The sequence below is a fragment of the Acinetobacter sp. P1(2023) genome, from assembly GCF_028367635.1.
Classification (GTDB): domain Bacteria; phylum Pseudomonadota; class Gammaproteobacteria; order Pseudomonadales; family Moraxellaceae; genus Acinetobacter; species Acinetobacter pittii_E.
Map to the genome: position 1 here is coordinate 52978 of NZ_JAQNDD010000004.1, position 26306 is coordinate 79283.

The following is a 26306-nucleotide window of genomic DNA, read 5'->3' on the forward strand; positions in this document are numbered from 1 at the left end:
CTCACCGTCCTAAACGCTTCTTTTGATAACGATGAAACCACTGTGCAAACCATAACGCTAAAAAAGCCACGCTTAGCGACAAAACAATAAGCCTTTGAATAGCGGTCTCGGTATCGGGTTGTTGCATTAGGCTATACATGGCTAGAGGCAAAGTTCGTGTTTCATTTGAAATATTACCCACAAAGGTAATGGTAGCCCCAAACTCACCTAAACTGCGGCAAAAACATAAAATAGTGCCAATTAAAATTCCACTGCTGGCAAGAGGCAAAGTGACATGAAAAAAAGCCCCTAAAGATGAGGCACCTAATGTCTTTGCTGCCATTTCTAAACGCTGATCGACCAGTTCAATCGCTAGACGAATAGACTGTACCAAAAGAGGAAAACCCATCACTGCAGAAGCAAGAACGGCGCCTTTCCAGTTAAATGCAAAATCAATTCCGAGCGGTGCCAAATATTGTCCAATAAAGCCGCGACTCCCAAAAACTTGTAATAGCAAATAACCCGGTACAACTGGCGGTAATACCAAAGGTAAAAATACCAGTGTTTCAATGAATGACTTACCCCAAAACTCTTTACGCGCCAAAAACCATCCCACGCAAATTGCAGGAATAATACTGACCACAAGACAACTTGCTGCCACCTTACAAGAAAGTTGCAGAACGCTGAGCTCTTCTGGGGTTAAAGAAAACATCATGGTTTAACTGGAACCAACACGCTAAAACCATATTTTCTAAATACAGCTTTAGCTTGATTGCTTTGTAAAAATTGATAGAACTTTGTTGAGTTCGGATTCTTTTTAATTATCCCTATAGGGTAAGTAATTGGCGGATGCATATTTTCTGGAAATACGCCAGCTACTTTTACGTCTTTACTGATCGCTGCATCAGTTGCATAGACAATCCCAACCTGACATTCACTACGCGCAACAAAGTTTAATGCAGCTCGAACATCTTCTGTTTCAACTAACTTTGGCTCAATACGGCTCCACCAACCTAAATTGGTAAAAGCTTGTTTAGCATATTTGCCTACAGGCACACTTTTGGTATCTCCTGTACAAATCTTGCCTGTAAACATTTTACTTGGATCGGTTGTTTTATCTAGTTTTACGTTTAGTGACTGCCTTTTTGGAGTAATTAGAACCAAACGATTGCCTAATAAATTTATACGGTCATTAGCAGCTACTCGTTTTTTGTTTTGTAGATAATCCATCCACTGCGTATCAGCAGAGATAAATACATCGGCTGGTGCTCCAGCTTCAATTTGTTTCGCTAATGTCGATGAGCCTGCATATGAAGTTTTGACTTCTATATTGTTTTGTTTTTCGTAAATTTTTTCTAAATCGTTAATGGCATTGGTTAAGCTTGCTGCTGCATAAACAGTAACTGATTCAGCCTTGGCTGAGATATTAAAGACCAATCCTATGCTGAGCACCGAACAAGCTAAAGCTAATTTTTTTATCTTTCTATCACTTACCATTATGTCTTACCTTGTTGTCGTTTTTTGCAGCGATATATACCCAAGAATATAGCGCCATACAAAAATTATGAAAAGCATAATTCGTCAAATATAGATGATCGGAATGAAGGTAAATAGCGCAATTTGTATTTAAAACTTCATTTTGGTGCACTCGGTAGTGAGGCTAACCATTTAAGAGCACTATATAAAACTTATTTTCTTTTAAACTTTAGTGTCTAATTTAATTGGTTTTATGGTCATCCCTATGCCAAAAATCACATAGAGATAACCATAAAGATCAGTCGTTTATGCCAACTACTTTTTTAGATACACAATAAAAAACGCCTATCCCAGACCATCTTTTACGATTGTGCAGAATAGACGTCATTGTCTGTGTAACTGAAAATTGCAGCAGTGCTTTTTCAGCGTGCAATTTATATTAAGCAAAAGCTATACCACATTAAAAAATTGAGCCACTATGAAAGTTTTCATTTAGCCTTTTAAATAGCTACTCATGATTTGATAATCATGTTCTAAAGCTTGTTGAGCATTAATTTCCATTTGCCGATAATGCTGTAAGACTTTTTGGCCCAGAGCTGTGATGGCTGCCCCACCACCATGTGTTCCGCCCGTTTGAGTTTCAACTAAAGCCGTTTGAAAGCACTGATTCATTGTATCGACCAATTGCCATGCACGGCGGTAGCTCATATTCATAGATTTTGCAGCTTGTGAGATCGACCCCGTTCTTTCAATTGCTTCAAGTAAGTCTGCCTTACCCGGACCAAATGCAATATTCTGCTCTAAAAGAATTCTAATTTGTAATTTTAAGTTTTTTTCTTTCATGGGCTTAGTTCACAAAATTTCATTTTATGCTCATTAATATTATAAGGAACTTTAATAGGTTAAAACACATACAATTTTAAATCTCTACTCTTTCATAAAAAGAGTTCATTTAAAAAATCAAATCTGCACAAAGTGGATAAAGATCTGGAAAAAACGGATAGAGGCCATGGCTTAATCGCGGTTCAATCAGTTAAAAGCTGAATGAATGGAGGATTGAGCAAATGACCTCATCTAATTTAAAACAATGGAATGATTTTATAGATGGATGTATCGACTTCCGTCCTAACGATGGCGTGTTTCGTATTGCACGTAATATGTTTACCGAGCCTGAACTATTTGACTTGGAAATGGAACTTATTTTTGAAAAGGTTTGGATTTATGCATGTCACGAAAGTGAAATTCCAAACAATCATGATTTTCTAACAGTCCAAATTGGTCGTCAGCCGATTATTATAAGCCGTGATGGTAAAGGCGAATTACACGCGATGGTCAATGCTTGTGAACATCGTGGCGCAACCTTAACACGGGTTGCTAAAGGCAACCAGTCTACATTTACTTGTCCATTCCACGCATGGTGCTATAAGTCAGATGGCCGCTTGGTTAAAGTCAAAGCACCTGGCGAATATTGTGAAGATTTTGATAAATCAAGCCGTGGCTTAAAACAAGGCCGTATTGCCAGCTATCGTGGATTTGTATTTGTAAGCCTTGATACTCAAGCAACAGATTCTCTAGAAGACTTTTTAGGCGATGCAAAACTGTTCCTTGATTTAATGGTCAACCAATCACCAACAGGTGAACTCGAAGTACTACAAGGCAAGTCATCTTATACCTTTGCGGGTAACTGGAAGCTACAAAATGAAAATGGCTTAGATGGCTATCATGTCAGCACTGTTCACTATAACTATGTCTCTACAGTTCAACACCGTCAGCAAGTCAATGCATCAAAAGGTGAAGAACTTGATACGCTTGACTATAGCAAGTTAGGTGCCGGTGACTCAGAAACTGACGATGGCTGGTTTAGTTTTAAAAACGGCCATAGTGTTTTATTTAGTGATATGCCAAACCCAACAGTTCGTCCAGGTTACAGCACAGTTATGCCATATATGGTCGAAAAATATGGCGAAAAATATGCTGAATGGGCAATGCATCGTTTAAGAAACTTGAACTTGTACCCTAGCCTATTCTTTATGGACCAGATTAGTTCACAGCTTCGTATTGTTCGTCCTGTAGCATGGAATAAAACCGAAGTCATCAGCCAATGTATTGGGGTTAAAGGCGAATCTGCGGAAGCACGCCGTAACCGTATTCGCCAGTTTGAAGATTTCTTTAATGTATCGGGCCTTGGTACACCAGACGATTTAGTTGAATTCCGTGAACAACAAAAAGGTTTTCAGGCACGACTTGAACGTTGGAGCGATATTTCTCGCGGTTGTCAATCGTGGGAATACGGTGCAACCAAAAACTCACAAGACTTAGGCATTCAACCAGTTATTACTGGCCGTGAGTTTACCCACGAAGGACTCTATGTAAATCAGCATGGACACTGGCAACGTCTCATGCTCGACGGCTTAAACAAGAAAGCATTAAAAATGCAGGATATTACTTTTGAAAACAATGCCGTAATGGATGAGGTGTAACCATGTCACAAGAACTACATTTTGCTGTATCTCAGTTTTTGTACAAAAAGGCAGAGCTTTGCGATGCTTATGACTGGGATGCCTATCTAGACCTTTACGATGAAGATAGTGAATATCATATTCCACAGTGGATTGATGACCATAACTATGTTCAAGATCCAAATCAGGGCTTGTCTTATATTTATTATGCAGACCGTACAGGGCTTGAAGACCGTGTATTCCGTATTCGCACCGGAAAAGCGGCATCTGCAACACCATTACCACGTACTTTGCACAGCATAAACAACATTCGAGTTAAAACACTAGATGATGGATTAATTGAAGCAAAAGTTGCATGGCAAACGCTTTATAACCGTCAAGGTTTAGAAGGCTGTTTTTACGGACACGCGACTTATCTTTTACGTCAAACCGCAGATGGTTTCCGTATTCGTCGTCAACACAGCATTTTGTTGAACGACAAAATTGATTCCGTTTTAGACTTCTATCACGTTTAAGGGGAATGAAAATGGGACATTCAGTTGCACTTAACTTTGCCGATGGCAAAACCTTTTTCATTTCGGTAAATAACGACGAATTGCTGCTTGATGCAGCAGTTCGCCAAGGAATTAACCTCCCGCTAGACTGCCGTGAAGGTGTTTGTGGTACCTGTCAGGGACAGTGTGAAACTGGTCTTTATGAACAAGAATATGTTGATGAAGATGCATTAAGTGAACGTGATTTGGCTGAGCGAAAAATGTTAGCTTGCCAGACGCGTGTAAAATCAGATGCAGCTTTTTATTTTGATCATGATTCTGCTATCTGTAACGCTGGTGATACTTTAAAAATTGAAACCAAAGTAACTGCGGTTGAGCTGGTTTCTGAAACAACAGCAATTTTACATCTTGATGCGAGCAGTCATGCTGGACAACTTCAGTTTTTGCCGGGTCAATATGCTCGTTTGCAAATTCCCGATACTGAAGACTGGCGCTCTTATTCTTTTGCCAATAGACCAAACGCAACCAATCAATTGCAATTTTTAATTCGTCTTTTGCCAGACGGTGTGATGAGCAATTACTTGCGTGATCGCTGTCAGGTTGGACAAACCCTACTTATTGAAGCACCGCTTGGTAGTTTCTATTTACGTGAAGTACAGCGACCACTGGTTTTTGTAGCTGGTGGAACAGGTTTATCTGCATTTTTAGGAATGCTTGATAACTTGGTGGATCAACCGGACTCACCTGCGGTTCAGTTATATTACGGCGTAAATAGTGAAACTGACTTATGTGAACAACAGCGTTTACATGCCTACGCAGAACAGCTTCCGAACTTTAGTTATCACCCGATTGTGACTAAGGCAACCGAAGCTTGGCACGGCAAAGCGGGTTATATTCACGAGCACTTAAATAAAGATCAGCTGGCTGAACAGGCTTTTGATATGTATTTGTGTGGCCCACCACCAATGATTGAAGCCGTGAAAAATTGGTTAGATGAACAAGCTTTGCAAAACTACCGTATTTACAGCGAGAAGTTTTTACAGAGCAATACATCACGTTAAAAATATAAATAGCTTAAAAACCATTCAAACCTGGGATGATTCAATATACTCTTATAACGGGTATATTGAATTTTTGTTTTTTTAAATTAAAAACTATTATATATCAACAATATAAAATAATAGATTCCGACAAAATAAATTGACCAGTTCGCTAGGATTTGCTATAAATTTTGATAGATCTTAAGGAATAAGATCATGATGAGATTAAGTTATAGCGCCTTTTATGCCCCTCTATTTTATTTCTCGAATTTATTAAATTAATGGACGAAATCCGAATTAAAAATTTGAGAAAATCACATTAATTAGCGGATAAATTGGTCTATATATTGCTTATATCTCATTGTAATTTGCGAGTAACTTAATTTTTTTAAGTGCCGTATTTACTTGCTGTACAGTTAAGTTTTAAAGCTTTTACAACAGAAGTAAATACAGGAGTGAGCCAAAAGGGATAAATATGAACCAAGCCAACTCCCCCGAACTCAGTGGACGTCATTTTCAAAATGAGTCTATCTTTACCAATCATAATTTGGTGTTTGATCATCACGATTTAAATGAAACTTGCCGAAATGTCGGGCAAATTTTTAAACCGCATGATCTTAAAATCTCTCATCAGAAGCGAGATTTCAGTGCAACCATGCACCATGTTAAAACAGGCGCATTGTCTATTAGCCGCTTAGAATATGGCGCGGATGTCATTATTGAACCAGATCACCTTGATAACTTTTACTTAATTCAGATTCCAACTCAGGGCTATGCAGAAATCGAGTTTGGTTCACAAAAATTTATTTCTTATTCTCAAGTTGCTTCTCTTATTTCACCTCAGCAATCTTTACGTATGCGTTGGCATGCGAACTCACCACAGCTCATTCTAAAAGTTTCAAAGGATGATTTTACTTACCATTGCCGTCAGCACATTGCTGATTCTGAAAATAACTTACTCGTTTTTGATCCTAAATTAGACTTTGCTACACAAAGTGGAGCCTACTTTTTACAGCTCGTTAGAACATTGATGGACGCGTTAGCATGTGATCAACACCCACTCCATCACCCTTTAGCCTTTAAACAATTTGAGTCAAATCTATTTAATGCACTTATTTATGGTCAACCCAATAATGCATTACATAAGCTTGATCATTATAAAGAAAAAACCGTCTCACCTTATTTCGTGAAGCGTACAGAAGCCTATATTAAAGAACATTTACATGAGCCGCTGAATGTCGAAATTTTGGCTGAACATGCGGGTGTCAGTGTGAGAACACTATTTACTGGCTTTAAAAATTATTTGGGGACAACCCCAATGTCCTACCTAAAAGAATTACGCTTTGAACAAGCTCATTTAGAACTCATGCATAATGAAAATCTATCGGTCACTGATGTTGCATTTAAATGGGGATTTACTCATTTAGGCCGTTTTTCTCAAGAGTACAAACGCCGTTATGGTGAGTTACCCTCTTCTACTCGCCGTTCTGGTCAAAGTGAAGGCTCAGGCTTAATTACTTCAATTTTTTCTTAAAACAAATAAAGAAAAGCCTTTTATATCAATAAATATAAAAGGCTTTTTTTATGACTTAAAAATGATGAACATAACGAACTTGTAGTCGCGTACCTTCTGGACGATTTTCAGCATCTTGCTCAAAATAAGCATTTGCAACCAAGTGATCATTTTTAGAAAAACTATACATCGCCCCCGGACCAATTGCCCAGACTTGCTCACGTCGACCTTTGACTTTTTCACCATCAACTTCAGTGTCAGTGACTTGTTTGAGCCAATAACCATTTAGTCCTAGGCGGAATTGTTCAGTAATGGCATAGTCTGTTGCAAAGTTTGCATGAATTGCTTGCCCAGCTTGCATATCATTTGCTCCAGCAAATGCATAGCTAGGGTCATCATTTTTAAAGTTATAGAGATAATGAATACGTGTTGAAGCGGTCCACTTGGGATTAAACCAATACGTTGCAGCCCAATAAGGATCGAATGAAACAGCGTTATTACTTGGGTTAATATCTTTTTGTTGATCGTATTCGCCAGTAGGTAAATTCACCTGAAACTCAAAACGATGTACAAACTTCGGCCCTTGTGCACCCATGACTGGATCGAACTGAATAAAAGGCCCAATCATAAGGTCTCCAAAGCCACTTTGAGCCTTAATTGCAGCATTATTCAAGCCATCATCCATGTCCATTTTACTGACAAAAGGAATTAAAAAATTCATGCCTAGGCTGGCTTTATCTTTTACCCGGACATTCGATAAATAACTAATCTGTTCAACCAGTACTTGATAATTTAAATCAGTTTTAGGTAAACCGAGTTTTTGTCCATTGGCATCGACCAATTTATTGCTATCGTAATTTTGAAAATAGGTTTGAGCATACCAGCCGGGCCCTGCGGGTAAGCCGCCATCGAGAAAGCTGGTCATACCTAAGTTTACAGTCGGTAAATCATAGGCATGCGAAACCAATGGCAAACCCAACAACGTCCCTGCTAAAAAGCCATGTTTAATTAAAGTGCTTTTCATCTTCTTATTTCCTATAAAAAAATCACGACCGGATTGATCGTGATTGTGGTGAATTAATGTGCTAATTCTGGATGCTCAGCGGCGATGCGATACTTTCCTGCGTGGAATACCAATGGTTCACCTTGGCGTTGTTGGTATTGTTCAATTTGACCAATAAAAATCAGGTGATCTCCCCCTTCATATTGATTGACATTGCGGCAAACCAAGGTTGCGAGTGCGTCGGACAAAATTGGAACGCCTGCATTGCATTGTTGATGTGCAACGCCGGCAAATTTGTCTTCAGCACCTCGAGCGAAATGTCCTGAAAGCTGATGATGCTCTTGTGCCAACATGTGGATGGCAAAATATTCAGCTTCTACAAAATCAGACAAACTTGGTGCCGTTTTTGAAAGGCTCCACAAAATTAATGGTGGATCTAAAGATAGTGAAGAAAAAGAGTTGGCGGTCATACCTATTTTCCGGCCATCTTTACCACGTGTGGTAATCACAGTAACACCCGTTGCGAATTGCCCAAGTAAATTACGAATTTCTCTTGGGTTTTCAGTATTAATCGCTTGTAAAGCTAAAGTTTCAATTGTGTCCATTTTTAATTCTCCCTTTGCTGTTTTGCCCTTAAGCCACTTTTGCTGCGGTTTTTGAAGCCAAGAATGCTTGAGCCTGATTTGCATCAAACCACCAAGGGGCAAAGGCGCGCGGGTCATCAAAGTTATTGGCCATAATTGAAGCAATGCTCTGGTTTTGGCTTGCGGCTGCTAATAGTTCAACGACGTGGGGCTGTGGTGGTACTAATAGGCTATTGGTCCAAGCCACGACTTTTTCTGCATAAGCCCAATAACGTTCAAAAGTTTGAACCATCCATTGCTCGCTAAAACCTTGATTATCATTGGCTAAAATGGCATCGAAATAGATTTTGCTACACTTAGCAGCGTTGTTTGAGCCTTGACCAGTAATTGGATCATTGACCACTAAGGCATCGGCCATACCAAAAATCTTCTTGCCAGACGGTAAGGTTAAAACGGGTTTACGTACGGTCGGGGGGAAACGCCCTGCCAAATAACCCCCAGCATCGGTCAACTCAACATTTGTGCAGCGTTCATATTCCCAAGGCACAAATTTCTTGAGTAAGTCCAAACTACACTGCAAATGCTGTTCTGGTGTTTTGACATCTTGCCAGCAGTCCATTGGCCCATTTGGAATTCCTTCAAACACCATAATGTCGCAAGGACCATTCACGGTAAGTGCTGGAAATGAAAAGTACTCACCGACTTCAGGAATAATATTAAAAGTCACACGTGAATAAGGTGAAATTGGCTTCATGTTCTTGACATAGGTCAATGCCAAAGCGCGCTGTGGTTTATCAAAAACACTACGTGCATCATCACGCTCAAATTGCTTAACAACTTCACCTTTACCAGCCGCGAGTAATACAAGCTCGTAGTCGTTTGCGAGTTGTTCTAACTCTGCTATTCCCGCATCCTGAATTACTAATTGACCTCCACGGCGTTCAAATTCTTCCATCCAATATGGCATTTTGACGCGCTGATCGACCGATTGTGCGTAGCGTTCAAGACGAGCACTCCATTCAAATGCTTTACCACCATTTTCAGGGTTAACTAAAGCTAGCCCGATACCTTCTACCGCTGGACATTGTTCTTCCCAAAAATTTAAATCTAAGTCACGTTCAGTTTGTAAAGCGGTATGAAACATACACTGGCTTGACATAACTTTACCTTGACGGATTTCATCGGCAGTACGGTTGGTAATCATGGTCACGTCATAGCCTGTATCTAATAAACCCAAACCAAGCTGTAAACCAGACTGCCCTGCTCCAACAATTGCAATACGGCGCATAATATTCTCCATAATTTTCTAAATGTGCTTTTAAAACGCTGTGCTATTCGGCTAAACGTGGAATAGCGGGCTGTGATCCTTCAGGGCCCATCACTGAATATCCGCCATCGACCGCATAATCAGCTCCGGTGACAAAACTCGCAGCGGGTGACAATAAAAACAAAACAACATTGGCGACTTCTTCGGGATGACCCAATCGGCCTAGCAAGTGATAATCGGCTGCCACGCGATCGGCCTTTTCACGGTTATTACCGCTGACTTCTGCAATGACTCGAGACCATGTCCAACCCGGTGAAACGGAGTTGACGCGAATACCATCGGCAGCAAAATCCATTGCCATGCTTTGTGTGAGTTGACGTATCGCGGCTTTAGACACTGGATATAACCAGCGCCCTGTTTGTGCCACTTTGGCCGAGATTGAAGTAAAATTAACGATTGAACCTTGCTGTTTTTTTAGGTCATGGTATAAAGCACGGCTCAGTTCAACTGTAGAGACCAAATTAATATCGAGTGCTTGTAACCAGTCTTGACGTGAAGATTTGAAACCTTCATCTAAATATGTACATGCTAGATTGACCAAGTAACTCACTTCACCTAAATGTTGGTGAATATCCGCCACAGCTTGTTGAATAGCTGCATCGCTGGTTAAATCGGTTTGAATAAACATCACGTCATGATTAAAGCTTTCGGCAATCGCCTTTCCTTTAGCATGAATATCTAAAATAGCGACATGAGCACCTGAACTAACTAAGGCTTGCACAACTGCTTTACCAATGAGTGTTGCGCCGCCGCTCACCACAGCGACTTTTCCTTTTAAATTTATATTCATTGCAAATACTCCTTAATTGACTGGCTTGCCTTCGCTACTTGACCAAGATGGCATCAACGTATTTGAAGGAAGATCTTCATCAAGAAGTTTTCGTGCTGTTTCGACACCTGCAACTGGTAAGCCTGTTGGGTCTAATAAACCAATTTGAACGAGCACCGACGCTTGGTCCCAGTAAATATGCTCATGGCACAGCTTTGAACCTCTAAACTGAATTACACCTAACATTGGAATTTCGACGTATTTACCAGTCGGTTTTACACCCGGTAATAACCAATCAATTTCAGCCTCGTGTGTAAAGCTCATAATGAACTCGTCTACCACTTGCGTTGAGCCAACCGTACGAGAGATCGAAGTGATCTTCATATCTTTTGGGTTTTGATGAACAAAGTGATATTGATAAAAACGAGCAAGCTGGCTTTGGCCTACACCGCCAGTCAAAGTTGGAATATGGTTGACATAAGGTTCAGCAACCATTGTTGCCATGGTTGCGGGTACGTCACGCGTATCGAACTCATGACGGATATGCTCTTCCCATAATGCAACTAAGTCATATTTCGGCCCAATCGTGTCGTGTAGTGCTGTTACTGTACGCTCGTGAGCAAAGCGTGCTGAAGGTTTGTGGTAATGGTTGCTTTTTGGTCGTGCAAAGGCATGATCAACACCTTCATAAACATAAGCTTGTACATTTGAATATTGGTTGGCTGCATCGACAATCGCTTGTCTCGCATCTGGCGGTGTAAATTGGTCCAGTTCTGCAATATGTAAAACCAAGCGCCCTTTTACGTTGGCTAACTCATCTAACGCTTTTTCAATGCCTACACCATAATAACCTACGGCACATGCCACTTCCGAAAGTCGACAGCCTGCCAAGTAAGCTAGCTTTCCACCTAAACAATAGCCCACTACGCCGAGACCTGTAGAGGTATCACATTCTGGTCGTGTCTTTAAAAAAGCTAAGCTGTCTTGAATATCTTCAACACCGAGGTTTTCGTCATATTGTTGATAAAGTTCAAAAGCTTTTTGAAAATCTTCTGGTGTGTAACCCAGTTCAATATTAGGTGCTACACGCCAAAATAAATCAGGTACTAAAACGGTATAGCCTTCTTCGGCAAGAAAATCTGCCTTTTCCCGCATTGCTGCATTCACTCCAAAGATTTCCTGACAAAGCACCACACCCGGTCCTTTTCCCGTTTCTGGTGTTGCTAGATATGCACTGAACTGCTTTCCAGATGCAGTTTTAATTTGAATGGTTTGACCAGCCATAGTGTCAACTCCTGACATTGTTATGGCTTTATCTTCTATCCGAATATTTTTTTAGACTGTCCAAAAGCTGCAAGCATTATCCAATCTCTGCGCAATTATCAAAACTCATCAAACTGGATAAATCACTAAAAACAAGAAAAATAATAAATTTCATAACTTTAAACTAAAAATAAAATTAATACTTTTTATCTAATTTGGAAAAAATGGATGAAGATTAGGACTTATTGGATAGTGGCTATTGGCTAAAAATAGTTCAATCAAGAACACATGTTGTGTAACGAATGCATTGAATTACTCAGGGAACAAAAAATTTTAAAAAAGGAATACGTATGAAAACGATAGATGCAAACACGATTATCAACCGCGAAAAACTGTCTCCATTACAGTGGATGGTTTTTATCCTAGGCTTTTTTGTCTTCTTCTGTGATGGTCTAGACACAGGAATTATTGGTTTTGTCGCTCCTGCATTACTGGATGACTGGGGAATTACCAAACCTCAACTTGCTCCCGTTTTAAGTGCAGCTTTAGTCGGCATGTCAATTGGTGCAATCATTTCGGGACCCTTAGCCGATAAATTTGGCCGTAAAGGCGTTATTGTTTTTACCAGCCTTTTGTTTTCCATATTTACGATTTTGTGTGGCTTTGCCAATTCAACCCAAGATTTAATGATTTATCGCTTTATTACAGGTGTTGGGTTAGGAGCAGCCATGCCCAACATCAGTACGATTGTCTCAGAATATATGCCTGTAAAACGTAAAGCATTCCTTACAGGCCTTGCTGGCTGTGGTTTTATGCTGGGCATTTCTTGTGGTGGTGTGCTATCAGCTTATCTATTAGAAAGCTATGGCTGGGCCAAAGTGATTATTATTGGCGGAAGCATTCCCCTCATTTTAGTGGTTGCTTTATTGCTTAAATTACCTGAATCAACTCAATATTTAATTACACGTCATCAACAAGACAAAGCACAGCGTATTTTAGAAAATATTCAAGGCCATTCTTTTCAAGAGCCAGTAAAACTTGTCTTAACTCAATCAGAAACTGTATCAGATGAAAATCCAGTTAAAGTAGTTCTAGGAAAATATCTGTGGGGTTCAAGCATGCTTTGGCTCTGCTGTTTTACTAGTCTTTTGGTGTTCTATCTTTTAACAAGCTGGATGCCAACAATTTTAAAAACAGCAGGTTTCAGTACTCAACAGTTTAGTTTAATCGCCGCGATTTTTCCTTTTGGTGGTGTGATTGGTGCAACCATTATGGGATGGTACATGGATAAACTAAACCCAACTACAGTCATTAAATATTCATATCTTATTGCTTTCGGACTATTCATTGTTGCTGGTCTGGTGAGCTCAAATATCTTCTTATTGGGTCTTACTATTTTCTTAATTGGTGCCTTACTCGCTGGTGCACAATCTTCATTGCTGCCACTTGCTGCTATATTCTATCCGGCAGTGTGCCGCGCGGTTGGTGTTTCATGGATGCATGGTATTGGTCGTATCGGTGCAATTTTAGGTGCTTTCTTTGGCTCGCTCATTTTTACTTTTAACCTAAGCTTAAGTGGTATTTTCTTTATTCTCGCTTTACCAACTTTCATCTCATTTATTGCACTTAGCCTGAAAGTGATTTATGAGAAATCTAAAAATAAACAAGTGTTAAAGCTCGAAGAAAGTTTATAAATATTAGGCAATAAATAAAAAACTGATTTAGGTGACTAGATCAGTTTTTTTATTTGGAAAATATTAGAAAATTTTACCTTTGGTCTCACTTGGATTTTCGCCAAATTCTTCGCGATATTCTTGAGAAAAACGACTTAAATGGTTAAAGCCCCAGTCATAGGCGAGCTTTGAAATAGAAACCTTTCTATCTGCTCCTGTTGTACTCAATATCTTATAAATTTGTTGGAGTCGATATTTTTTCAAATATGACATTGGGCTGGTGCCGTAGTACTGTTGAAATTCATCATACAATTTTGATTTTGAAACCCCAGCCAGACGCTGCAAGTCTTCTGCACAGATTTCTTCATGGGCATGTTCAATAATAAAATTACGGACCTTACGGATATATGCTGGCTCATCTTGATGTGAAAGAGACTTTAAGGCTTCAGAGTAATTATTTTCTTGAGACAACAACAATGCTTTAATGACAAAATTTTCGTAGTCTTCAGACAACATCTGCAAACCATAAAAATTGCTATATTGCGATTTTAACTGTACAAAATTTTGAATGTTCTTCCACCATGCACCAATCAGTTGCTCCGAGTCCAGATGCATTTCTGGGTTAAAAATAATAGGCGTTTCTATAGGTTTATTTAGTAGATCTGCAAGGACAATTTGCATACTCCGCTCAGGAATAACCACCTGAAATTTTCTGCAATCTTTATCGATAATCAAATCTTGTTGATCGTTATTTGAAACAATAAGGCCTCTATTTTCATCAGATTGATAGTGAGCGCCACGAATGTTGAGAGCTTGTCGACCTTGTATCGGCAAACTAATACTATAAGCCTTTAAATTTGAGATGTTTATGGCAACATTTGCACCATAACTGATTGTACCGATTGCCATTTTTTTATTAGGCAAACGCATTCCGTCATAGTGAAAATCGAGAGTGTCTTTGTAAATTGTATCTAGACGGTGTTCACCACAAATCGTGGACATCAAATTCTGCGCAAATTCAGCTTTGCGTGAATAATGATTGAGTTCCATCTGTTGGCTGAGTGATATCATATCCTTTTCACCTAGCTAAATAACTTATTGCTAAAAAAGCAACTTGTATGCCAATTAATATCCGTAAATTGGCGAGTTTTCCTGAAAAATATCTAATCAAGAAAGAGAGTAAAGATTACTTTCTCACACTCTATTAGATTTTAAAAATGGAAATAAGTTAAATACCTTTAAAGTATAATTTTATACCTTAACAAACTTATTTTATTAGATTTTTTATAAGCCAATATAATAGAGCTAAATCATAATTTTGAACAGTAGACTATGGTAAATTTTAACGCATAAAAAACCGCCTATTTAAAATAAGCGGCTTTTATAAAATACTTAAATTATTGGGCGGTATAACCACCATCCATAACCACAGCTTGACCTGTTACTCCACCCGCTTTACTACTCGCAAGGAAAATTGCATAGTCAGCTATCTCTTCAACAGATAACAAACGTTTTTGAGGAACCATTGCCAAAATTACATCTTCTAGTGCGCTGTCTAAACTCACATTACGCGTTTTAGCCAAATCTGCAATTTGACCGCGAACCAATGGTGTATCTACATAACCTGGGCATAAGGCATTTACCGTAATGCCATCACGTGCACATTCTAATGCCGCAACTTTTGTTAGGCCAATTACGCCATGTTTAGCACTGTTATAACCTGCCTTTCCGGCGAAACCAATTAGGCCATTAATTGAAGCCATATTAATAATACGACCATATTTCTGAGCTTTCATGATTGGAAAAACATGTTTAATACCAATAAACGCTCCAGTTAACATGACTTGAACTAACTTTTGAAAAACCGCCGTTGGAAACTCTTCAATAGATGAAACGTGTTGGAAGCCAGCATTATTAATTAAGATATCAACCGTAACAAAGGTCTTTTGAGTAAGCTCAATGGCTTGTTTATAAGCTTCTTCATCGGTTACATCACATGGCGCAGATAATGCCTCAAAACCTTGATCTTTAAGTGAGTTCGCCGTTTCTTGACACTTTTCAGCATTCATATCAGAAATAACAACTTTGGCACCTTCTTGAGCAAATTTCTTAGCAATCTCTAGACCGATACCACTTGCAGAACCTGTAATAAAAGCGACCTTACCGTCTAAAAGTTTTGTCATTTATTTACTCCTTAATACTTATAACGCGCTGATTTAAACAATACCCGTTACGGTAAAGACCGTAATCACCACAAATACCGCTAACGTTTTAATTACCGTGACTGCAAAAATATCTTTATACGACTGTTTATGGGTTAACCCAGTAACAGCGAGTAAAGTAATAACAGCACCATTATGCGGAAGTGTATCCATACCACCCGATGCCATCGCAACCACACGGTGCATAACTTCTGGTGGAATGCCAGCGGCTAAAATCGCGGCGTTATAATGTTCAGCCATCGCACTTAAAGCGATACTCATACCACCAGAAGCTGAACCGGTAATACCTGCTAAAACGGTTGTGGTCACAGCCCCATTCACTAAAGGATTTGTAAAGGTACTACTCATTGCATGGCTAATCAGAGCAAAGCCCGGTAATGACGCAATAATTGCCCCGAAACCATATTCAGAAGCTGTATTCATCACCGCTAAAAGTGAGCCACCAATACTGGCATTAATGCCCTCTTTGAAATTCGTCACTACACGTTGATAATCAAATAAAATTGCAGAAATAATCCCGACAATAAGTGCAAGGCCTACTGCCCAGATAGCACCAGTTTTCGCAACATCTACGGTGTAATCCGCTAGACCAACAGTGGCAAAATCAAATCCATTTGGATACCACTCTTTGATTGCTTTAGACAAATATTTGTTCATTACAGCAACAAGAATAAGAGGTACAAAAGCTAAGAACTGACGCGCCGTACTTCCATTATTTTGCAAGTTCATATCGGCTTCAATTTCTTGAGACGAGGTATTGTCTACTCCAAAGCCAGAGTAGCCTTCACCTGCTTTTGCAGCAGCGCGTCGACGCCATTCCAAGTAAGCCAAACCCATACATAAAACAAAAATGGCACCAATAATTCCTAGAAATGGTGCGGCATAAATATTGGTGCCAAAGAATGTGGTTGGAATTACGTTTTGGATTTGTGGCGTACCCGGCAATGCATCCATGGTAAAGGTAAATGCCCCAAGCGCGATGGTTCCCGGGATTAAACGTTTTGGAATATTCGCTTGTCTAAATAGCTGGTTTGCAAATGGATAAATGGCAAATACAGCAACAAATAAACTTACACCGCTATAGGTTAAAATTGCACCTAAAAGCACAACGGTTAAAATTGCCTTTTTCGCCCCAATCCATCTTACAATGGTTCGAGCAATAGACTCAGCAATTCCTGACATTTCAACGACTTTACCGAAAATTGCCCCCAGCAAAAACACAAGAAAGTAATCTTTAATAAAGTTCACCATTTTGGGCATAAAGACACCCGAATAAAACGGTAAAACATTGGCTGGATTAATGAGTAGAACAGCAAGTAAGGCACAAATTGGTGCCATGAGAATGACTGAAAAGCCCTTATAAGCTGTATACATTAACAGCCCAAGCGAAAGTAGAATTACAAATAATTCCCACATATATTCTTTCTCCCTAAAGAATAGATATTAGGTTCAATAAAATTACCAAAAGATATTTAGGTTATCCCAAACCTAAAATGATAAAAATCACAATATCTATGTGTGGCAATAGGTAAATGAGCTTAAAAATAAAATATCACTAAAATATTTAAAAACAATGTAATTTATTTAAATTTTATAATATACATAAAATACAGATACTTATATTGTATGGTTGGTAAAATTCAAATATTTAAAAATTATTATTGTTTGATAAAACTTATTAATTATTGAGTAAATTTAATTAATATTTATATATTATTTAATAAAGACAATTAAATAATATATTTTTTAAATTAATTTGATAAATATTTTCTTAGCTGAGATTAATAATCTATTGGCAATTAAGAAAAACCCACTTAATGACGAGTGGGTTTAATTAAAATCTAATATTACTTATTTACCTTAGACAAAAGATCTTACTCTCTTATTTCATTCGAGTTAGTCTTAAATTAAAGTCAGATGGAAGTAAAATTCGATATTCTATCTCTGCTCCTGATTTGACTTCTGTTTCTTGGGAAGTTGCAATATTAGGGCACATTCCCCCACCAGTTTCTAATCTAAAGATATAATATTTAGGCTCAAGATAAATCGTAGCTATTTCATTTGAACGAATTGAAAATACTTTTTCGTTATTTACATAAATATCATGAGTACAGCCAGATCCTAGAAAACCTTTATCTCTTAAAAAAGTAACTTTTGCTTGTTCAGGAGTCTGTTTCTTTAAATAGTTCTGATTGTACACTCTCTCATTAGGTATTGGTTTTGCTGTATTTGAAACAACTGGGGCTGTTGAACACCCTATTAAACTCAAAACTAATGCTAAAAAAATAAAATTTTTCATGACATTATCCACTTTAATAATGATTTAAATTTAAAAAGTTAAGGATAATACAAATCCCCCGTCAGTAGTTTAAGTTTTTGAAAAAAGTATTTATTTTATCTTCGTTATTCAATAGAATGCCGGCATAAATTTCTATAAGAAAATGAAAAACTATGTGGCTTAAATTTATATTGTACCCTCTGGGCCTGTTTGTGCTGTGGCAAATCATTTTCATCATTGAACAGCTTTCTTTAGAATTTTTAAATGCGCCACAAATACTTGTAGCTATACTTGCACTGATCATAAATTGCGGTATGCAAATTTTGATTGGTTATAAAGTTCCTCAATTAGCACCAAAATATAAGTTTATAGCGAGTATTACATACATCATCTTATTCACTTTTTTAGTAGCAATTTATTCAACAACTATTTTATTAGAAGGCTTAAAAGTTGCTCCTCAAGCAATTTGGTTAGGTTATTTATTTTTTCATGTCGTTGGAATGGCTCTATATTTTGCAAATAACACTGATGAATTCTGCTTGGATAACTTACTAAAGTAGATCATCCTAATGTTCTCTGGTTTATTTTTCATAATTTTTTTTCAAAAAACATCATATTAGACAAATTTTCGTATAAATTACCCTTCTAGGTGAGCTGAGCAATTTAAAGGAATGAAATGACGCTTAAACAATTAAAAGCTTTTTTAGCTCTTGCACGCACCCTCAACTATGCCAATGCATCACTAGAGCTACATTTAAGCCAGTCTGCTTTAAGCCTCACCATCAAAAGCCTAGAAGAAGAATTAGGCGGAAAGTTGTTTAATCGTAATACACGCCGTGTCGAGCTTACCCAAGAAGGTAAATCCCTTATTCCATATGCTAAAAAATTACTCGCCAATTGGGACGAAATGGAAAACGATGTCAAACAACGTTTTAAGCTTAATCGTGGAACTTTAAGTATCGCCTCAATGCCCTTCGTGACTCATGCAATTTTGCCTGAAGTGATTCATCAATTTTTAGAGCTTCACCCCAACCTGAATTTTTCAATTCACGATATTCCAAATGAAACCATTATAGAAAAAGTACAAGATGGTATCTTCGAGCTTGGCATCTGCTTCGAACCTGATCTCACCGAAGGCTTAGAGTTTAAACCTCTGTTTGAAGAAGACTTCTTGGCTCTATTACCTAAGACTCACCCTCTTGCTCAATCGTCTTCTATCACATGGCACGAGCTTTGTTCAAATCCATTCGTGACCTTACAAAAACCTTCAATTGTTCGATATTTAGTTGAGCAAAATTGTTTGCGAAATAATATAACGCTCGACTTAAAAGTTGAATGTCATCAAATTTCATCACTTTCAAGTTTTGTGGCTTATGGAATTGGAGTAAGTGCTATTCCTAGACACTTTGCTAAACACATTGATAAAGAACATAATGTTTTGATTGAGTTAAAAGATGAAGCTATTCATAAGACTGTAGGAATTGTTTATAAAAAGAACTTTGAAATTTCAAATATTTCTGCCCAATTTATTGAGGCTTTAGTTCAATATAAATTTTAAAAAATTAAACACTGCATTTTTATGGTGAGCTAATCCTACGCTTAAGCTAAATTTATTAATTATTATAATTTTCAATGATATAAAATGTTTTTTAAAAGTATTTTGCTTTATATACTTCTGATCTTTTGTCGGTAATTTGATACCATTCATTGATTATACTTATTAATCCTTTAAAAAAATTAACTTCTATAACATAAAATGTGATGCTAAAACTAAGATTACTAAGGGATATAGGATAACAATAGAATGAATAAAGTTTATGCCAATGCAGAGACAGCACTGAAAGACGTTATTGCTGACAACCAAACACTTGCGGTAGGCGGTTTCGGTTTATGCGGAATTCCTGAAAAACTGATTGTTGCAGTTAAGCAAAGTGGCGTGACTGGTCTCACTTGTATTTCAAATAACGCAGGTGTAGATGATTTCGGTTTAGGTATTTTGCTTCAAACCAAACAAATCAAAAAAATGATTTCTTCATATGTGGGTGAAAACAAAGAATTCGAGCGCCAATATTTAAATGGTGAACTTGATGTAGAACTTACCCCACAAGGCACTCTAGCAGAAAAGTTACGTGCGGGTGGTGCTGGAATTCCTGCCTTTTACACACAAACTGGTGTCGGTACACTCATTGCTGAAGGTAAAGAAGAACGTACCTTTAACGGCAAAAACTACATTTTAGAAGAATCTTTAACTGCAGATGTTGCTCTAGTTAAAGCGTATAAGGCAGATAAAGCGGGTAATTTAGTATTCCGTAAAACTGCTCAAAATTTTAATCCTGAATGTGCGATGGCTGGAAAAATTACTATCGCAGAAGTTGAACAGGTTGTTGAAATTGGTGAATTGGATCCGGATGAGATTCATTTACCAGGTATTTATGTCAACCGAATCATTCTCAATGCCACGCCAGAAAAGCGCATTGAACAAAAAACCATACGCACGGAGGCAGTATAAAATGGCTTGGTCACGTAATGAAATGGCACAACGTGCTGCACAAGAACTAGAAGACGGTTTTTATGTCAATTTGGGTATTGGCTTACCGACCCTAGTGGCTAACTATATTCCTGAAAATATTAATGTTTGGCTTCAATCTGAAAATGGCCTTTTAGGTATTGGTGAGTTTCCAACTGAAGAAACTGTTGATGCTGATTTAATTAATGCCGGTAAACAAACAGTTACTGCACGTCCCGGCGCTGCCTTTTTCTCAAGCTCAGAATCTTTTGCCATGATCCGTGGTGGCCATGTCAACATTGCGATTTTAGGTGCAATGGAAGTTTCTGAAAATGGTGACTTAGCTAACTGGATGATTCCGGGTAAAAAAGTCAAAGGTATGGGCGGTGCAATGGACTTGGTTGTAGGTGTTCAAAAAGTTGTTGTGCTTATGGAACACTGTGCTAAAGATGGCACGCCAAAAATCGTGAAAAACTGCAGTTTACCTTTAACAGGTAAAGGCGTGGTTCATCGCGTAATTACTGACTTAGGCGTAATGGACATTACCCCCCAAGGCGTAGAACTCATTGAACTAGCTAAAGATGTTACGCTTGAACAGATTCAAGCTGCTACAGGTGTTGAGTTTCACAAAACATTAGTCGCGTAAATTTTAATTTTTAGTTAGCGAGATAAGACTTAAGTTAGTAGGTGAGCTTAAGTCTTAACCCTTTTAAGCACCGGATGTGCTGTCTATAAATAAGAACGAGAAGGATTTTTTCAGCTATGGAAAAACAGCAAGGAATTTTTGAAAGATTTGCTCTTCGGATTAGTGACTGGTCTGAAAAATGGTTTCCTGATTCATATATTTTTGCTCTACTTGGCGTCATTATTGTTTCTGTTGCCGCATTAGGTATTGGTGCGCCGATACATGATGTAGCGACTTCATTTGGTAATGGCTTCTGGAGTCTTATTCCCTTTACTCTGCAAATGACTATGCTCATTATTGTAGGTTATGTCGTCTCTGTATCTAAGCCCGTAAAGTTTCTGATTCAAAAAATGGCGCGTATTCCAAATTCTGGTCGTGGTGCAATTGTTTTGGTGGCAACTGTCAGCTTATTAATTTCTTTGGTCAATTGGGCAGTAAGCACGATTCTTACAGCACTTTTAGTGATTGCATTAGCAAAACGTAAAGAGCTGAATATGGATTACCGTGCAGCGGCAGCGGCGGCAATTATTGGTATGGGAGCAACATGGGCACTTGGAATTAGCTCTTCGGCAGCACAGCTTCAAGCGAATAAAACTAGTTTACCTGAGTCAATTTACAACCTAACTGGTGTTATTCCATTTACTGAAACGATTTTCCTTTGGCAATCTATTGCGATGACTATTATTTTGGTGATTGTTTCAATTGCAATTGCTTACTGGTCAGCTCCAAAAGGTAATAATGTTAAAACAATTGACAGTTTTGATGTGCAGTTTGAAGAAGACAAACCACACGAGGAAAAATCAACACGCCCAGGCGACTGGTTAGAAAACTCGCCTATTTTAACGATTATTGTGGTTGCATTAGGCTTAATCTGGATGTTTTTTGAATTTTCAAAAAGTAATCCAATCATCGCTATTTCAAGTTTAAACACATACAACTTTGTGTTTTTAATGCTTGGGTTAGCGTTGCATGGAACGCCAAGAAACTTTTTAAATGCTGTTTCAAAGGCAGTTCCTGCTGTATCAGGAATCTTAATTCAGTTTCCACTTTATGGAAGCATCGCTTTTATTATGACGCAAGCTTTAAATAGTCAGGATTTATCACTGTCGCATTATATAGCCGAGTTTTTCGTTTCAATCGCCTCAAAAGAAACCTTTGCAATTGTGATGGGAATTTACTCTGCCATCCTTGGGTTCTTCGTGCCATCTGGCGGTGGAAAATGGATTATTGAAGCCCCATATGTCATGCAAGCAGCAAATGATTTGAAAGTTCATTTAGGCTGGTCTGTACAAATTTATAATGCAGCCGAAGCTTTACCGAACTTAATCAATCCATTCTTCATGCTTCCAATGTTAGGCATTTTAAAACTAAAAGCAAAAGATGTGATTGGTTTTACAGTCACTCAGCTCGTTGTGCATTTTCCATTAGTTTTATTTTTATTGTGGTTCTTTGGAAGAACACTTAGCTACACCCCACCCACTTTTTAATTTACTGGCGCCTTTAGTTTCGACTAAAGGCAAATTTAGCAAATACATCAATAAGAGATATTAAGATGAGTTCAATTGTTATAGTTTCAGGTAGCCGCACTGCAATGGGCGGTTTTCAAGGTAGCCTATCTGCTTTAACTGCACCAGATCTTGGTGCTGCTGTCATTCGTGAATCGATTCAACGTGCAGGCATTGCTCCTGAACAAATAGATGAAGTTATTTTTGGTTGCGTATTAAGTGCGGGTATTGGCCAAGGTCCTGCTCGTCAGGCGATGCGTAAAGCTGGTGTACCTGATCATGTCGGTGCAGTCACCATTAATAAACTGTGTGGCTCTGCCATGAAAGCGGTGCTAATGGCATCAGACACTTTAAAAGCAGGCAGTGCCAATATTATTGTTGCAGGTGGCATGGAATCTATGACCAATGCTCCTTATATTCTGCCGAAAGCTCGCGGTGGTTACCGTATGGGACACGGTGAAATTAAGGACCATATGTTCTTAGATGGTCTTGAAGATGCTGAAACAGGTCGTTTAATGGGTTCGTTTGCGCAAGACATGGCAAACACTAAAGGCTTTACACGTGAGCAAATGGATAACTTTGCAATTTCTTCACTTAAAAAAGCGCAAACTGCGATTACCGAAGGTTATTTCAAAGAAGAAATTGTTCCTGTTGAAGTAAAAACACGTAAAGGTGTTGAAGTTATCGATCAAGATGAACAACCATTAAAAGCCAATCTTGAGAAGATCCCAACATTACGCCCAGCTTTTAGTAAAGATGGAACAATTACTGCTGCAAACTCAAGCTCAATTTCTGATGGTGCTGCTGCGTTAGTACTCACCACTGAAGAATATGCTCAAAGCCATGGCTTAAATACTTTAGCGAAAATTGTTGCAACTTCTACTCACTCACAGCATCCAAGTGAATTTACCATTGCTCCGATTAGTGCAATTCAAAAAGTGCTAGAGCGCGCTGGTTGGTCAGTTGACGAGGTAGATGCTTGGGAAATTAATGAAGCTTTTGCAATGGTGGCAATGGCACCAATTCATGAACTCGGTATTGATGAAGCAAAAGTTAACGTACATGGTGGCGCTTGTGCTTTAGGCCATCCAATTGGCGCAACAGGCTCAAGAATTATTCTTTCTCTTATCTATGCTTTAAAACGACTAGGTAAAAAGAAAGGTGTTGCCGCATTATGTATTGGTGGTGGTGAAGCTACAGCTGTCGCAATTGAAATCTAAAAATCAAACCACACAGAAGGTGTAAGCGTTTTTCTTACACCTTCTTTTTTTTAGACTTTAAAAAGTTCATAACAGGTTTGTCGGAACCATTTATGGCTACTTTTATGATGGCACGACATATGCCAGTGTTGTTTAACATCATAAGTTGGGAAGTCTAGAGGCGCCGGTAAAATCTGTAGATTTTCTCTCACCAATAAGACTTGGCTTAAATAATACGGCACCGTTGCGATTGCATCTGTTTCTTGAACAACTAATCCTACACCTAAATAACTTGGTAATCGAATTAAAATATTTCGATCCAATCCTTTGTTCTGTAATTCATTTTTAATATGGTAATGCCCGATTCCTGCATCAATATCAATATGATATTCGCGCATATAATCATCTAAAGTGAAATTATTTGGATCTAAACGAGGATGGCTTTTAGAGCTAATCACAACATAATGCTGTTTAAAAAACTTTTGTTGGTAAAAGCCTTCTTCTAATTGGGGTAAAAAGCCAATTGCGAGGTCAATTTCACCATTTGCCATTTGGTAGCTGGTTTCTGGCGTAATCGGCCTAATATTTAAGCGAATTAAAGGCGCTTTTTCTTTCAAATAGTTGGTTAATTGCGGTAATAAAACCAGATGAGAGACATCTGTCATGGCAATTGTAAAAAGCTGATCTGAAGTTAGCGGATCAAAGTTCACACTAAAGTTATTAATGCTTTCAACTTTATCAATCACCTCACTAATGAGCGGAAAGATTTCTTTAGCCAATTCGGTTGGAATCATTTCATTTCCAACACGAATAAAAAGTGGATCATTAAAATGCTGACGGATTTTGTTCAGTCCATTACTAACACTCGGTTGTGTAAGGCCAATAGCATCGGCAGCCATTGAAACGCTTTTAAACCGATAAATATGATAAAAAATATTTAGTAATCTACTATCTAGATCAAACAAAATTGTCTCCGTCTGGATCAAATAATCCATTCAAAAGGAATGAAATCAAGTACAGCATATATAAAAATACCCACTCAATTTCTGAATTATTGATATATGGTCTAAATTAACAAAGAATCTAGACCATGAGCAATGCTTTATAAAGCCTTTCATCACAAAGACAAAGATATGAACTCTTTAATTGATTACTTTGTATGTAAATATGTTGAATACATCACATATCATTATAAATTTTAATCATGCTGAGTTTGGAAGCCCTTCCAGATTTGCTGAACTGATTTGTTATCACTCAAGTTATTTTTAAAAATATAAATATCTTGTGGCAGACAATACTCATTATGGTCCAACATGACCAATTTTCCGGTAGCGAGATCTTCCTCTACATTAATTTTTGGAATCCATGCGACACCTAGACCTTGTAGTACAAGTTCTTTCAAATTGGTGGCATTGTCAGTTTCATATAAAGTTTTATAGATCAGTTTGCCTTCGATCAGTTGATCTACCAATTTTCGTAAATATGCATGCTTACTATAAGCAAGTAATGAAAAATTACTCTGAATTGTATGCTTAGGCGTATGGTCGGCCTCGGTAGCTGATACTGGAACAATCTCTGTTTCGGCAATCTTGATGCCACTTAAAATATCATCACCAACCCGATTAATATTAGATCGATCTGCATAACAAATCATAAAATCACAGGCGCCTTCCTTTAAAAGAGATAAGCCTTCACCACTATTCGTCGCGACAATTTCAATTTTTAAATCACGCATAAATGTTGGGAATTTTTTTAAAAAAGTAGTCAAAAAACCTGATGCTAATGAGTGGACAACACAGAAACGAATCGTTGATTCGGTTTCATTTTTGATATTTTTAATCAGCTTGGCTGTTTCTTCTACCTGCTTCTCAATATTTTTAGACATGACCAACATAATTCGCCCAATGTCGGTAAATTCAATATTATTTTTATTATTTCGAATAATAACTTCAGCTCCAATCATCTCTTCTATTTGCTGAATTCTACGTGTAAACGCGGATTGACTAATAAATCGTTTTTCGGCTGCTTTTGAAATAGAACGCTCACGCTCTAATGTTAAAAGGTCTTCTACCCAACGTACTTCTAAGTTCATTTTATGCATTCCCTTTTTATATTTATGTCCTTAATTTGTCTGGTTGGGAAGCTGAAGAAATAGCTGAATAGATGAATAAAAACTATAAAACATGGGAGTACCTGCAAAAATGCGATGGAGGATTGGCAAAGCCAAACAATAAAAATAGGTATTGAATAATTCTGACATAGAAACGAGCGTAAGAGAATAAAAGACTTTGATTTAACTCAACAACTCATAAAAAGATAAAATTATTACTC

General features: G+C 38.0%; 25 protein-coding genes. 11 read left to right on the forward strand and 14 right to left on the reverse strand.

Annotation, left to right across the window (positions count from 1 at the left end; genetic code table 11):
• Position 1: 1 nt before the first annotated feature.
• The 3 genes from modB to POD11_RS07260 all read right to left on the reverse strand — a co-directional run bounded on the left by modB (position 2) and on the right by POD11_RS07260 (position 2298).
• Positions 2 to 694 carry a molybdate ABC transporter permease subunit gene (gene modB, locus POD11_RS07250; RefSeq protein ID WP_262456807.1) on the reverse strand — a complete coding sequence of 231 codons (693 nt, stop codon included), beginning with the start codon at positions 692 to 694 and terminating at the stop codon, positions 2 to 4.
• On the reverse strand, positions 691 to 1476 hold the full coding sequence (modA, locus tag POD11_RS07255) for a molybdate ABC transporter substrate-binding protein (RefSeq protein WP_262456808.1): 786 nt from the start codon (positions 1474 to 1476) through the stop codon (positions 691 to 693). The genes modB and modA overlap by 4 nt, the downstream gene beginning before the upstream one ends.
• 471 nt (positions 1477 to 1947) lie before the next feature.
• On the reverse strand, positions 1948 to 2298 hold the full coding sequence (locus POD11_RS07260; RefSeq protein WP_239967750.1) for a winged helix-turn-helix domain-containing protein: 351 nt from the start codon (positions 2296 to 2298) through the stop codon (positions 1948 to 1950).
• A 221-nt stretch (positions 2299 to 2519) separates the two neighbouring features.
• Between POD11_RS07260 and antA the strand changes: the two genes are divergently transcribed.
• The 4 genes from antA (at position 2520) to POD11_RS07280 (ending at position 6982) form a co-directional block, all read left to right on the forward strand.
• Positions 2520 to 3935 (forward strand): anthranilate 1,2-dioxygenase large subunit, encoded by a 1416-nt coding sequence (gene antA, locus POD11_RS07265; RefSeq protein ID WP_262456809.1) that lies wholly within the window; start codon positions 2520 to 2522, stop codon positions 3933 to 3935.
• 2 nt (positions 3936 to 3937) lie between these two features.
• On the forward strand, positions 3938 to 4429 hold the full coding sequence (antB, locus tag POD11_RS07270; RefSeq protein WP_005124059.1) for an anthranilate 1,2-dioxygenase small subunit: 492 nt from the start codon (positions 3938 to 3940) through the stop codon (positions 4427 to 4429).
• Positions 4430 to 4434: 5 nt separating this feature from the next.
• Positions 4435 to 5469, forward strand: a complete 1035-nt coding sequence (antC, locus tag POD11_RS07275) for an anthranilate 1,2-dioxygenase electron transfer component AntC (RefSeq protein WP_262456810.1) — start codon at positions 4435 to 4437, stop codon at positions 5467 to 5469.
• A gap of 454 nt (positions 5470 to 5923) precedes the next feature.
• Positions 5924 to 6982: an AraC family transcriptional regulator gene (locus POD11_RS07280; protein ID WP_262456811.1), complete on the forward strand. Its 1059-nt coding sequence runs from the start codon at positions 5924 to 5926 to the stop codon at positions 6980 to 6982.
• A 55-nt stretch (positions 6983 to 7037) separates the two neighbouring features.
• Here the strand turns inward: POD11_RS07280 and POD11_RS07285 are convergent, their stop codons facing one another.
• Genes POD11_RS07285 through POD11_RS07305 form a run of 5 tightly spaced genes read right to left on the reverse strand, consistent with a single transcriptional unit; the run spans position 7038 to position 11928 of the window.
• Entirely contained in the window at positions 7038 to 7985 is a 948-nt protein-coding gene (locus POD11_RS07285; protein WP_262456812.1) for a SphA family protein, read from the reverse strand.
• 53 nt (positions 7986 to 8038) lie between these two features.
• Positions 8039 to 8569, reverse strand: a complete 531-nt coding sequence (locus POD11_RS07290; RefSeq protein WP_262456813.1) for a flavin reductase family protein — start codon at positions 8567 to 8569, stop codon at positions 8039 to 8041.
• Between the two features lie 28 nt (positions 8570 to 8597).
• A complete protein-coding gene (locus tag POD11_RS07295; protein ID WP_262456814.1) occupies positions 8598 to 9836 on the reverse strand; it encodes a styrene monooxygenase/indole monooxygenase family protein in 1239 nt (412 codons plus the stop codon).
• 43 nt (positions 9837 to 9879) lie between these two features.
• Complete coding sequence (locus tag POD11_RS07300) at positions 9880 to 10665, reverse strand: SDR family oxidoreductase (protein WP_262456815.1); 786 nt, start codon at positions 10663 to 10665, stop codon at positions 9880 to 9882.
• A 12-nt stretch (positions 10666 to 10677) separates the two neighbouring features.
• A complete protein-coding gene (locus tag POD11_RS07305) occupies positions 10678 to 11928 on the reverse strand; it encodes a dienelactone hydrolase family protein (protein WP_262456816.1) in 1251 nt (416 codons plus the stop codon).
• Positions 11929 to 12257: 329 nt separating this feature from the next.
• Between POD11_RS07305 and POD11_RS07310 the strand changes: the two genes are divergently transcribed.
• Positions 12258 to 13601, forward strand: coding sequence for an MFS transporter (locus POD11_RS07310; protein WP_262456817.1), 1344 nt, complete (start codon positions 12258 to 12260; stop codon positions 13599 to 13601).
• A 63-nt stretch (positions 13602 to 13664) separates the two neighbouring features.
• On the opposite strand, the gene POD11_RS07315 is transcribed toward POD11_RS07310, so the two are convergent.
• From POD11_RS07315 to POD11_RS07330, 4 genes are all read right to left on the reverse strand, one after another.
• Positions 13665 to 14651, reverse strand: coding sequence for an AraC family transcriptional regulator (locus POD11_RS07315; protein WP_262438005.1), 987 nt, complete (start codon positions 14649 to 14651; stop codon positions 13665 to 13667).
• A gap of 326 nt (positions 14652 to 14977) precedes the next feature.
• Positions 14978 to 15763 carry a 3-hydroxybutyrate dehydrogenase gene (locus POD11_RS07320; RefSeq protein WP_262456818.1) on the reverse strand — a complete coding sequence of 262 codons (786 nt, stop codon included), beginning with the start codon at positions 15761 to 15763 and terminating at the stop codon, positions 14978 to 14980.
• Between the two features lie 33 nt (positions 15764 to 15796).
• A complete protein-coding gene (locus POD11_RS07325) occupies positions 15797 to 17218 on the reverse strand; it encodes a GntP family permease (RefSeq protein ID WP_174732120.1) in 1422 nt (473 codons plus the stop codon).
• Between the two features lie 466 nt (positions 17219 to 17684).
• Entirely contained in the window at positions 17685 to 18101 is a 417-nt protein-coding gene (locus POD11_RS07330) for a hypothetical protein (RefSeq protein WP_016145219.1), read from the reverse strand.
• A 152-nt stretch (positions 18102 to 18253) separates the two neighbouring features.
• On the opposite strand from POD11_RS07330, the gene POD11_RS07335 reads away from it, so the two are divergent.
• From POD11_RS07335 to POD11_RS07360, 6 genes are all read left to right on the forward strand, one after another.
• Positions 18254 to 18640: a hypothetical protein gene (locus tag POD11_RS07335; RefSeq protein WP_262456819.1), complete on the forward strand. Its 387-nt coding sequence runs from the start codon at positions 18254 to 18256 to the stop codon at positions 18638 to 18640.
• A 116-nt stretch (positions 18641 to 18756) separates the two neighbouring features.
• Positions 18757 to 19638 carry a LysR family transcriptional regulator gene (locus POD11_RS07340; RefSeq protein WP_016145217.1) on the forward strand — a complete coding sequence of 294 codons (882 nt, stop codon included), beginning with the start codon at positions 18757 to 18759 and terminating at the stop codon, positions 19636 to 19638.
• Between the two features lie 246 nt (positions 19639 to 19884).
• Complete coding sequence (locus POD11_RS07345; RefSeq protein ID WP_262456820.1) at positions 19885 to 20589, forward strand: CoA transferase subunit A; 705 nt, start codon at positions 19885 to 19887, stop codon at positions 20587 to 20589.
• A 1-nt stretch (position 20590) separates the two neighbouring features.
• Positions 20591 to 21232, forward strand: a complete 642-nt coding sequence (locus tag POD11_RS07350; protein ID WP_224991854.1) for a 3-oxoacid CoA-transferase subunit B — start codon at positions 20591 to 20593, stop codon at positions 21230 to 21232.
• Positions 21233 to 21348: 116 nt separating this feature from the next.
• Positions 21349 to 22758, forward strand: coding sequence for a short-chain fatty acid transporter (locus tag POD11_RS07355; RefSeq protein WP_046813340.1), 1410 nt, complete (start codon positions 21349 to 21351; stop codon positions 22756 to 22758).
• 65 nt (positions 22759 to 22823) lie between these two features.
• Complete coding sequence (locus tag POD11_RS07360; protein WP_262456821.1) at positions 22824 to 23996, forward strand: thiolase family protein; 1173 nt, start codon at positions 22824 to 22826, stop codon at positions 23994 to 23996.
• 50 nt (positions 23997 to 24046) lie between these two features.
• Here POD11_RS07360 and POD11_RS07365 read toward each other — a convergent pair whose 3' ends face one another.
• Together POD11_RS07365 and POD11_RS07370 are read right to left on the reverse strand one after the other, a co-directional pair.
• Positions 24047 to 24940 (reverse strand): LysR family transcriptional regulator, encoded by an 894-nt coding sequence (locus POD11_RS07365; RefSeq protein ID WP_003651675.1) that lies wholly within the window; start codon positions 24938 to 24940, stop codon positions 24047 to 24049.
• 233 nt (positions 24941 to 25173) lie between these two features.
• Positions 25174 to 26067, reverse strand: a complete 894-nt coding sequence (locus POD11_RS07370) for a LysR substrate-binding domain-containing protein (protein WP_002113716.1) — start codon at positions 26065 to 26067, stop codon at positions 25174 to 25176.
• Positions 26068 to 26306 lie beyond the last annotated feature (239 nt).

Excerpts from the sequence above, each read along its gene's own strand:
- modB (WP_262456807.1), bottom strand. The coding sequence starts at position 694 with ATGATGTTTTCTTTAACCCCAGAAGAGCTCAGCGTTCTGCAACTTTCT.
- modA (WP_262456808.1), bottom strand. The coding sequence starts at position 1,476 with ATGGTAAGTGATAGAAAGATAAAAAAATTAGCTTTAGCTTGTTCGGTG.
- POD11_RS07260 (WP_239967750.1), bottom strand. The coding sequence starts at position 2,298 with ATGAAAGAAAAAAACTTAAAATTACAAATTAGAATTCTTTTAGAGCAG.
- antA (WP_262456809.1), top strand. The coding sequence starts at position 2,520 with ATGACCTCATCTAATTTAAAACAATGGAATGATTTTATAGATGGATGT.
- antB (WP_005124059.1), top strand. The coding sequence starts at position 3,938 with ATGTCACAAGAACTACATTTTGCTGTATCTCAGTTTTTGTACAAAAAG.
- antC (WP_262456810.1), top strand. The coding sequence starts at position 4,435 with ATGAAAATGGGACATTCAGTTGCACTTAACTTTGCCGATGGCAAAACC.
- POD11_RS07280 (WP_262456811.1), top strand. The coding sequence starts at position 5,924 with ATGAACCAAGCCAACTCCCCCGAACTCAGTGGACGTCATTTTCAAAAT.
- POD11_RS07285 (WP_262456812.1), bottom strand. The coding sequence starts at position 7,985 with ATGAAAAGCACTTTAATTAAACATGGCTTTTTAGCAGGGACGTTGTTG.
- POD11_RS07290 (WP_262456813.1), bottom strand. The coding sequence starts at position 8,569 with ATGGACACAATTGAAACTTTAGCTTTACAAGCGATTAATACTGAAAAC.
- POD11_RS07295 (WP_262456814.1), bottom strand. The coding sequence starts at position 9,836 with ATGCGCCGTATTGCAATTGTTGGAGCAGGGCAGTCTGGTTTACAGCTT.
- POD11_RS07300 (WP_262456815.1), bottom strand. The coding sequence starts at position 10,665 with ATGAATATAAATTTAAAAGGAAAAGTCGCTGTGGTGAGCGGCGGCGCA.
- POD11_RS07305 (WP_262456816.1), bottom strand. The coding sequence starts at position 11,928 with ATGGCTGGTCAAACCATTCAAATTAAAACTGCATCTGGAAAGCAGTTC.
- POD11_RS07310 (WP_262456817.1), top strand. The coding sequence starts at position 12,258 with ATGAAAACGATAGATGCAAACACGATTATCAACCGCGAAAAACTGTCT.
- POD11_RS07315 (WP_262438005.1), bottom strand. The coding sequence starts at position 14,651 with ATGATATCACTCAGCCAACAGATGGAACTCAATCATTATTCACGCAAA.
- POD11_RS07320 (WP_262456818.1), bottom strand. The coding sequence starts at position 15,763 with ATGACAAAACTTTTAGACGGTAAGGTCGCTTTTATTACAGGTTCTGCA.
- POD11_RS07325 (WP_174732120.1), bottom strand. The coding sequence starts at position 17,218 with ATGTGGGAATTATTTGTAATTCTACTTTCGCTTGGGCTGTTAATGTAT.
- POD11_RS07330 (WP_016145219.1), bottom strand. The coding sequence starts at position 18,101 with ATGAAAAATTTTATTTTTTTAGCATTAGTTTTGAGTTTAATAGGGTGT.
- POD11_RS07335 (WP_262456819.1), top strand. The coding sequence starts at position 18,254 with ATGTGGCTTAAATTTATATTGTACCCTCTGGGCCTGTTTGTGCTGTGG.
- POD11_RS07340 (WP_016145217.1), top strand. The coding sequence starts at position 18,757 with ATGACGCTTAAACAATTAAAAGCTTTTTTAGCTCTTGCACGCACCCTC.
- POD11_RS07345 (WP_262456820.1), top strand. The coding sequence starts at position 19,885 with ATGAATAAAGTTTATGCCAATGCAGAGACAGCACTGAAAGACGTTATT.
- POD11_RS07350 (WP_224991854.1), top strand. The coding sequence starts at position 20,591 with ATGGCTTGGTCACGTAATGAAATGGCACAACGTGCTGCACAAGAACTA.
- POD11_RS07355 (WP_046813340.1), top strand. The coding sequence starts at position 21,349 with ATGGAAAAACAGCAAGGAATTTTTGAAAGATTTGCTCTTCGGATTAGT.
- POD11_RS07360 (WP_262456821.1), top strand. The coding sequence starts at position 22,824 with ATGAGTTCAATTGTTATAGTTTCAGGTAGCCGCACTGCAATGGGCGGT.
- POD11_RS07370 (WP_002113716.1), bottom strand. The coding sequence starts at position 26,067 with ATGAACTTAGAAGTACGTTGGGTAGAAGACCTTTTAACATTAGAGCGT.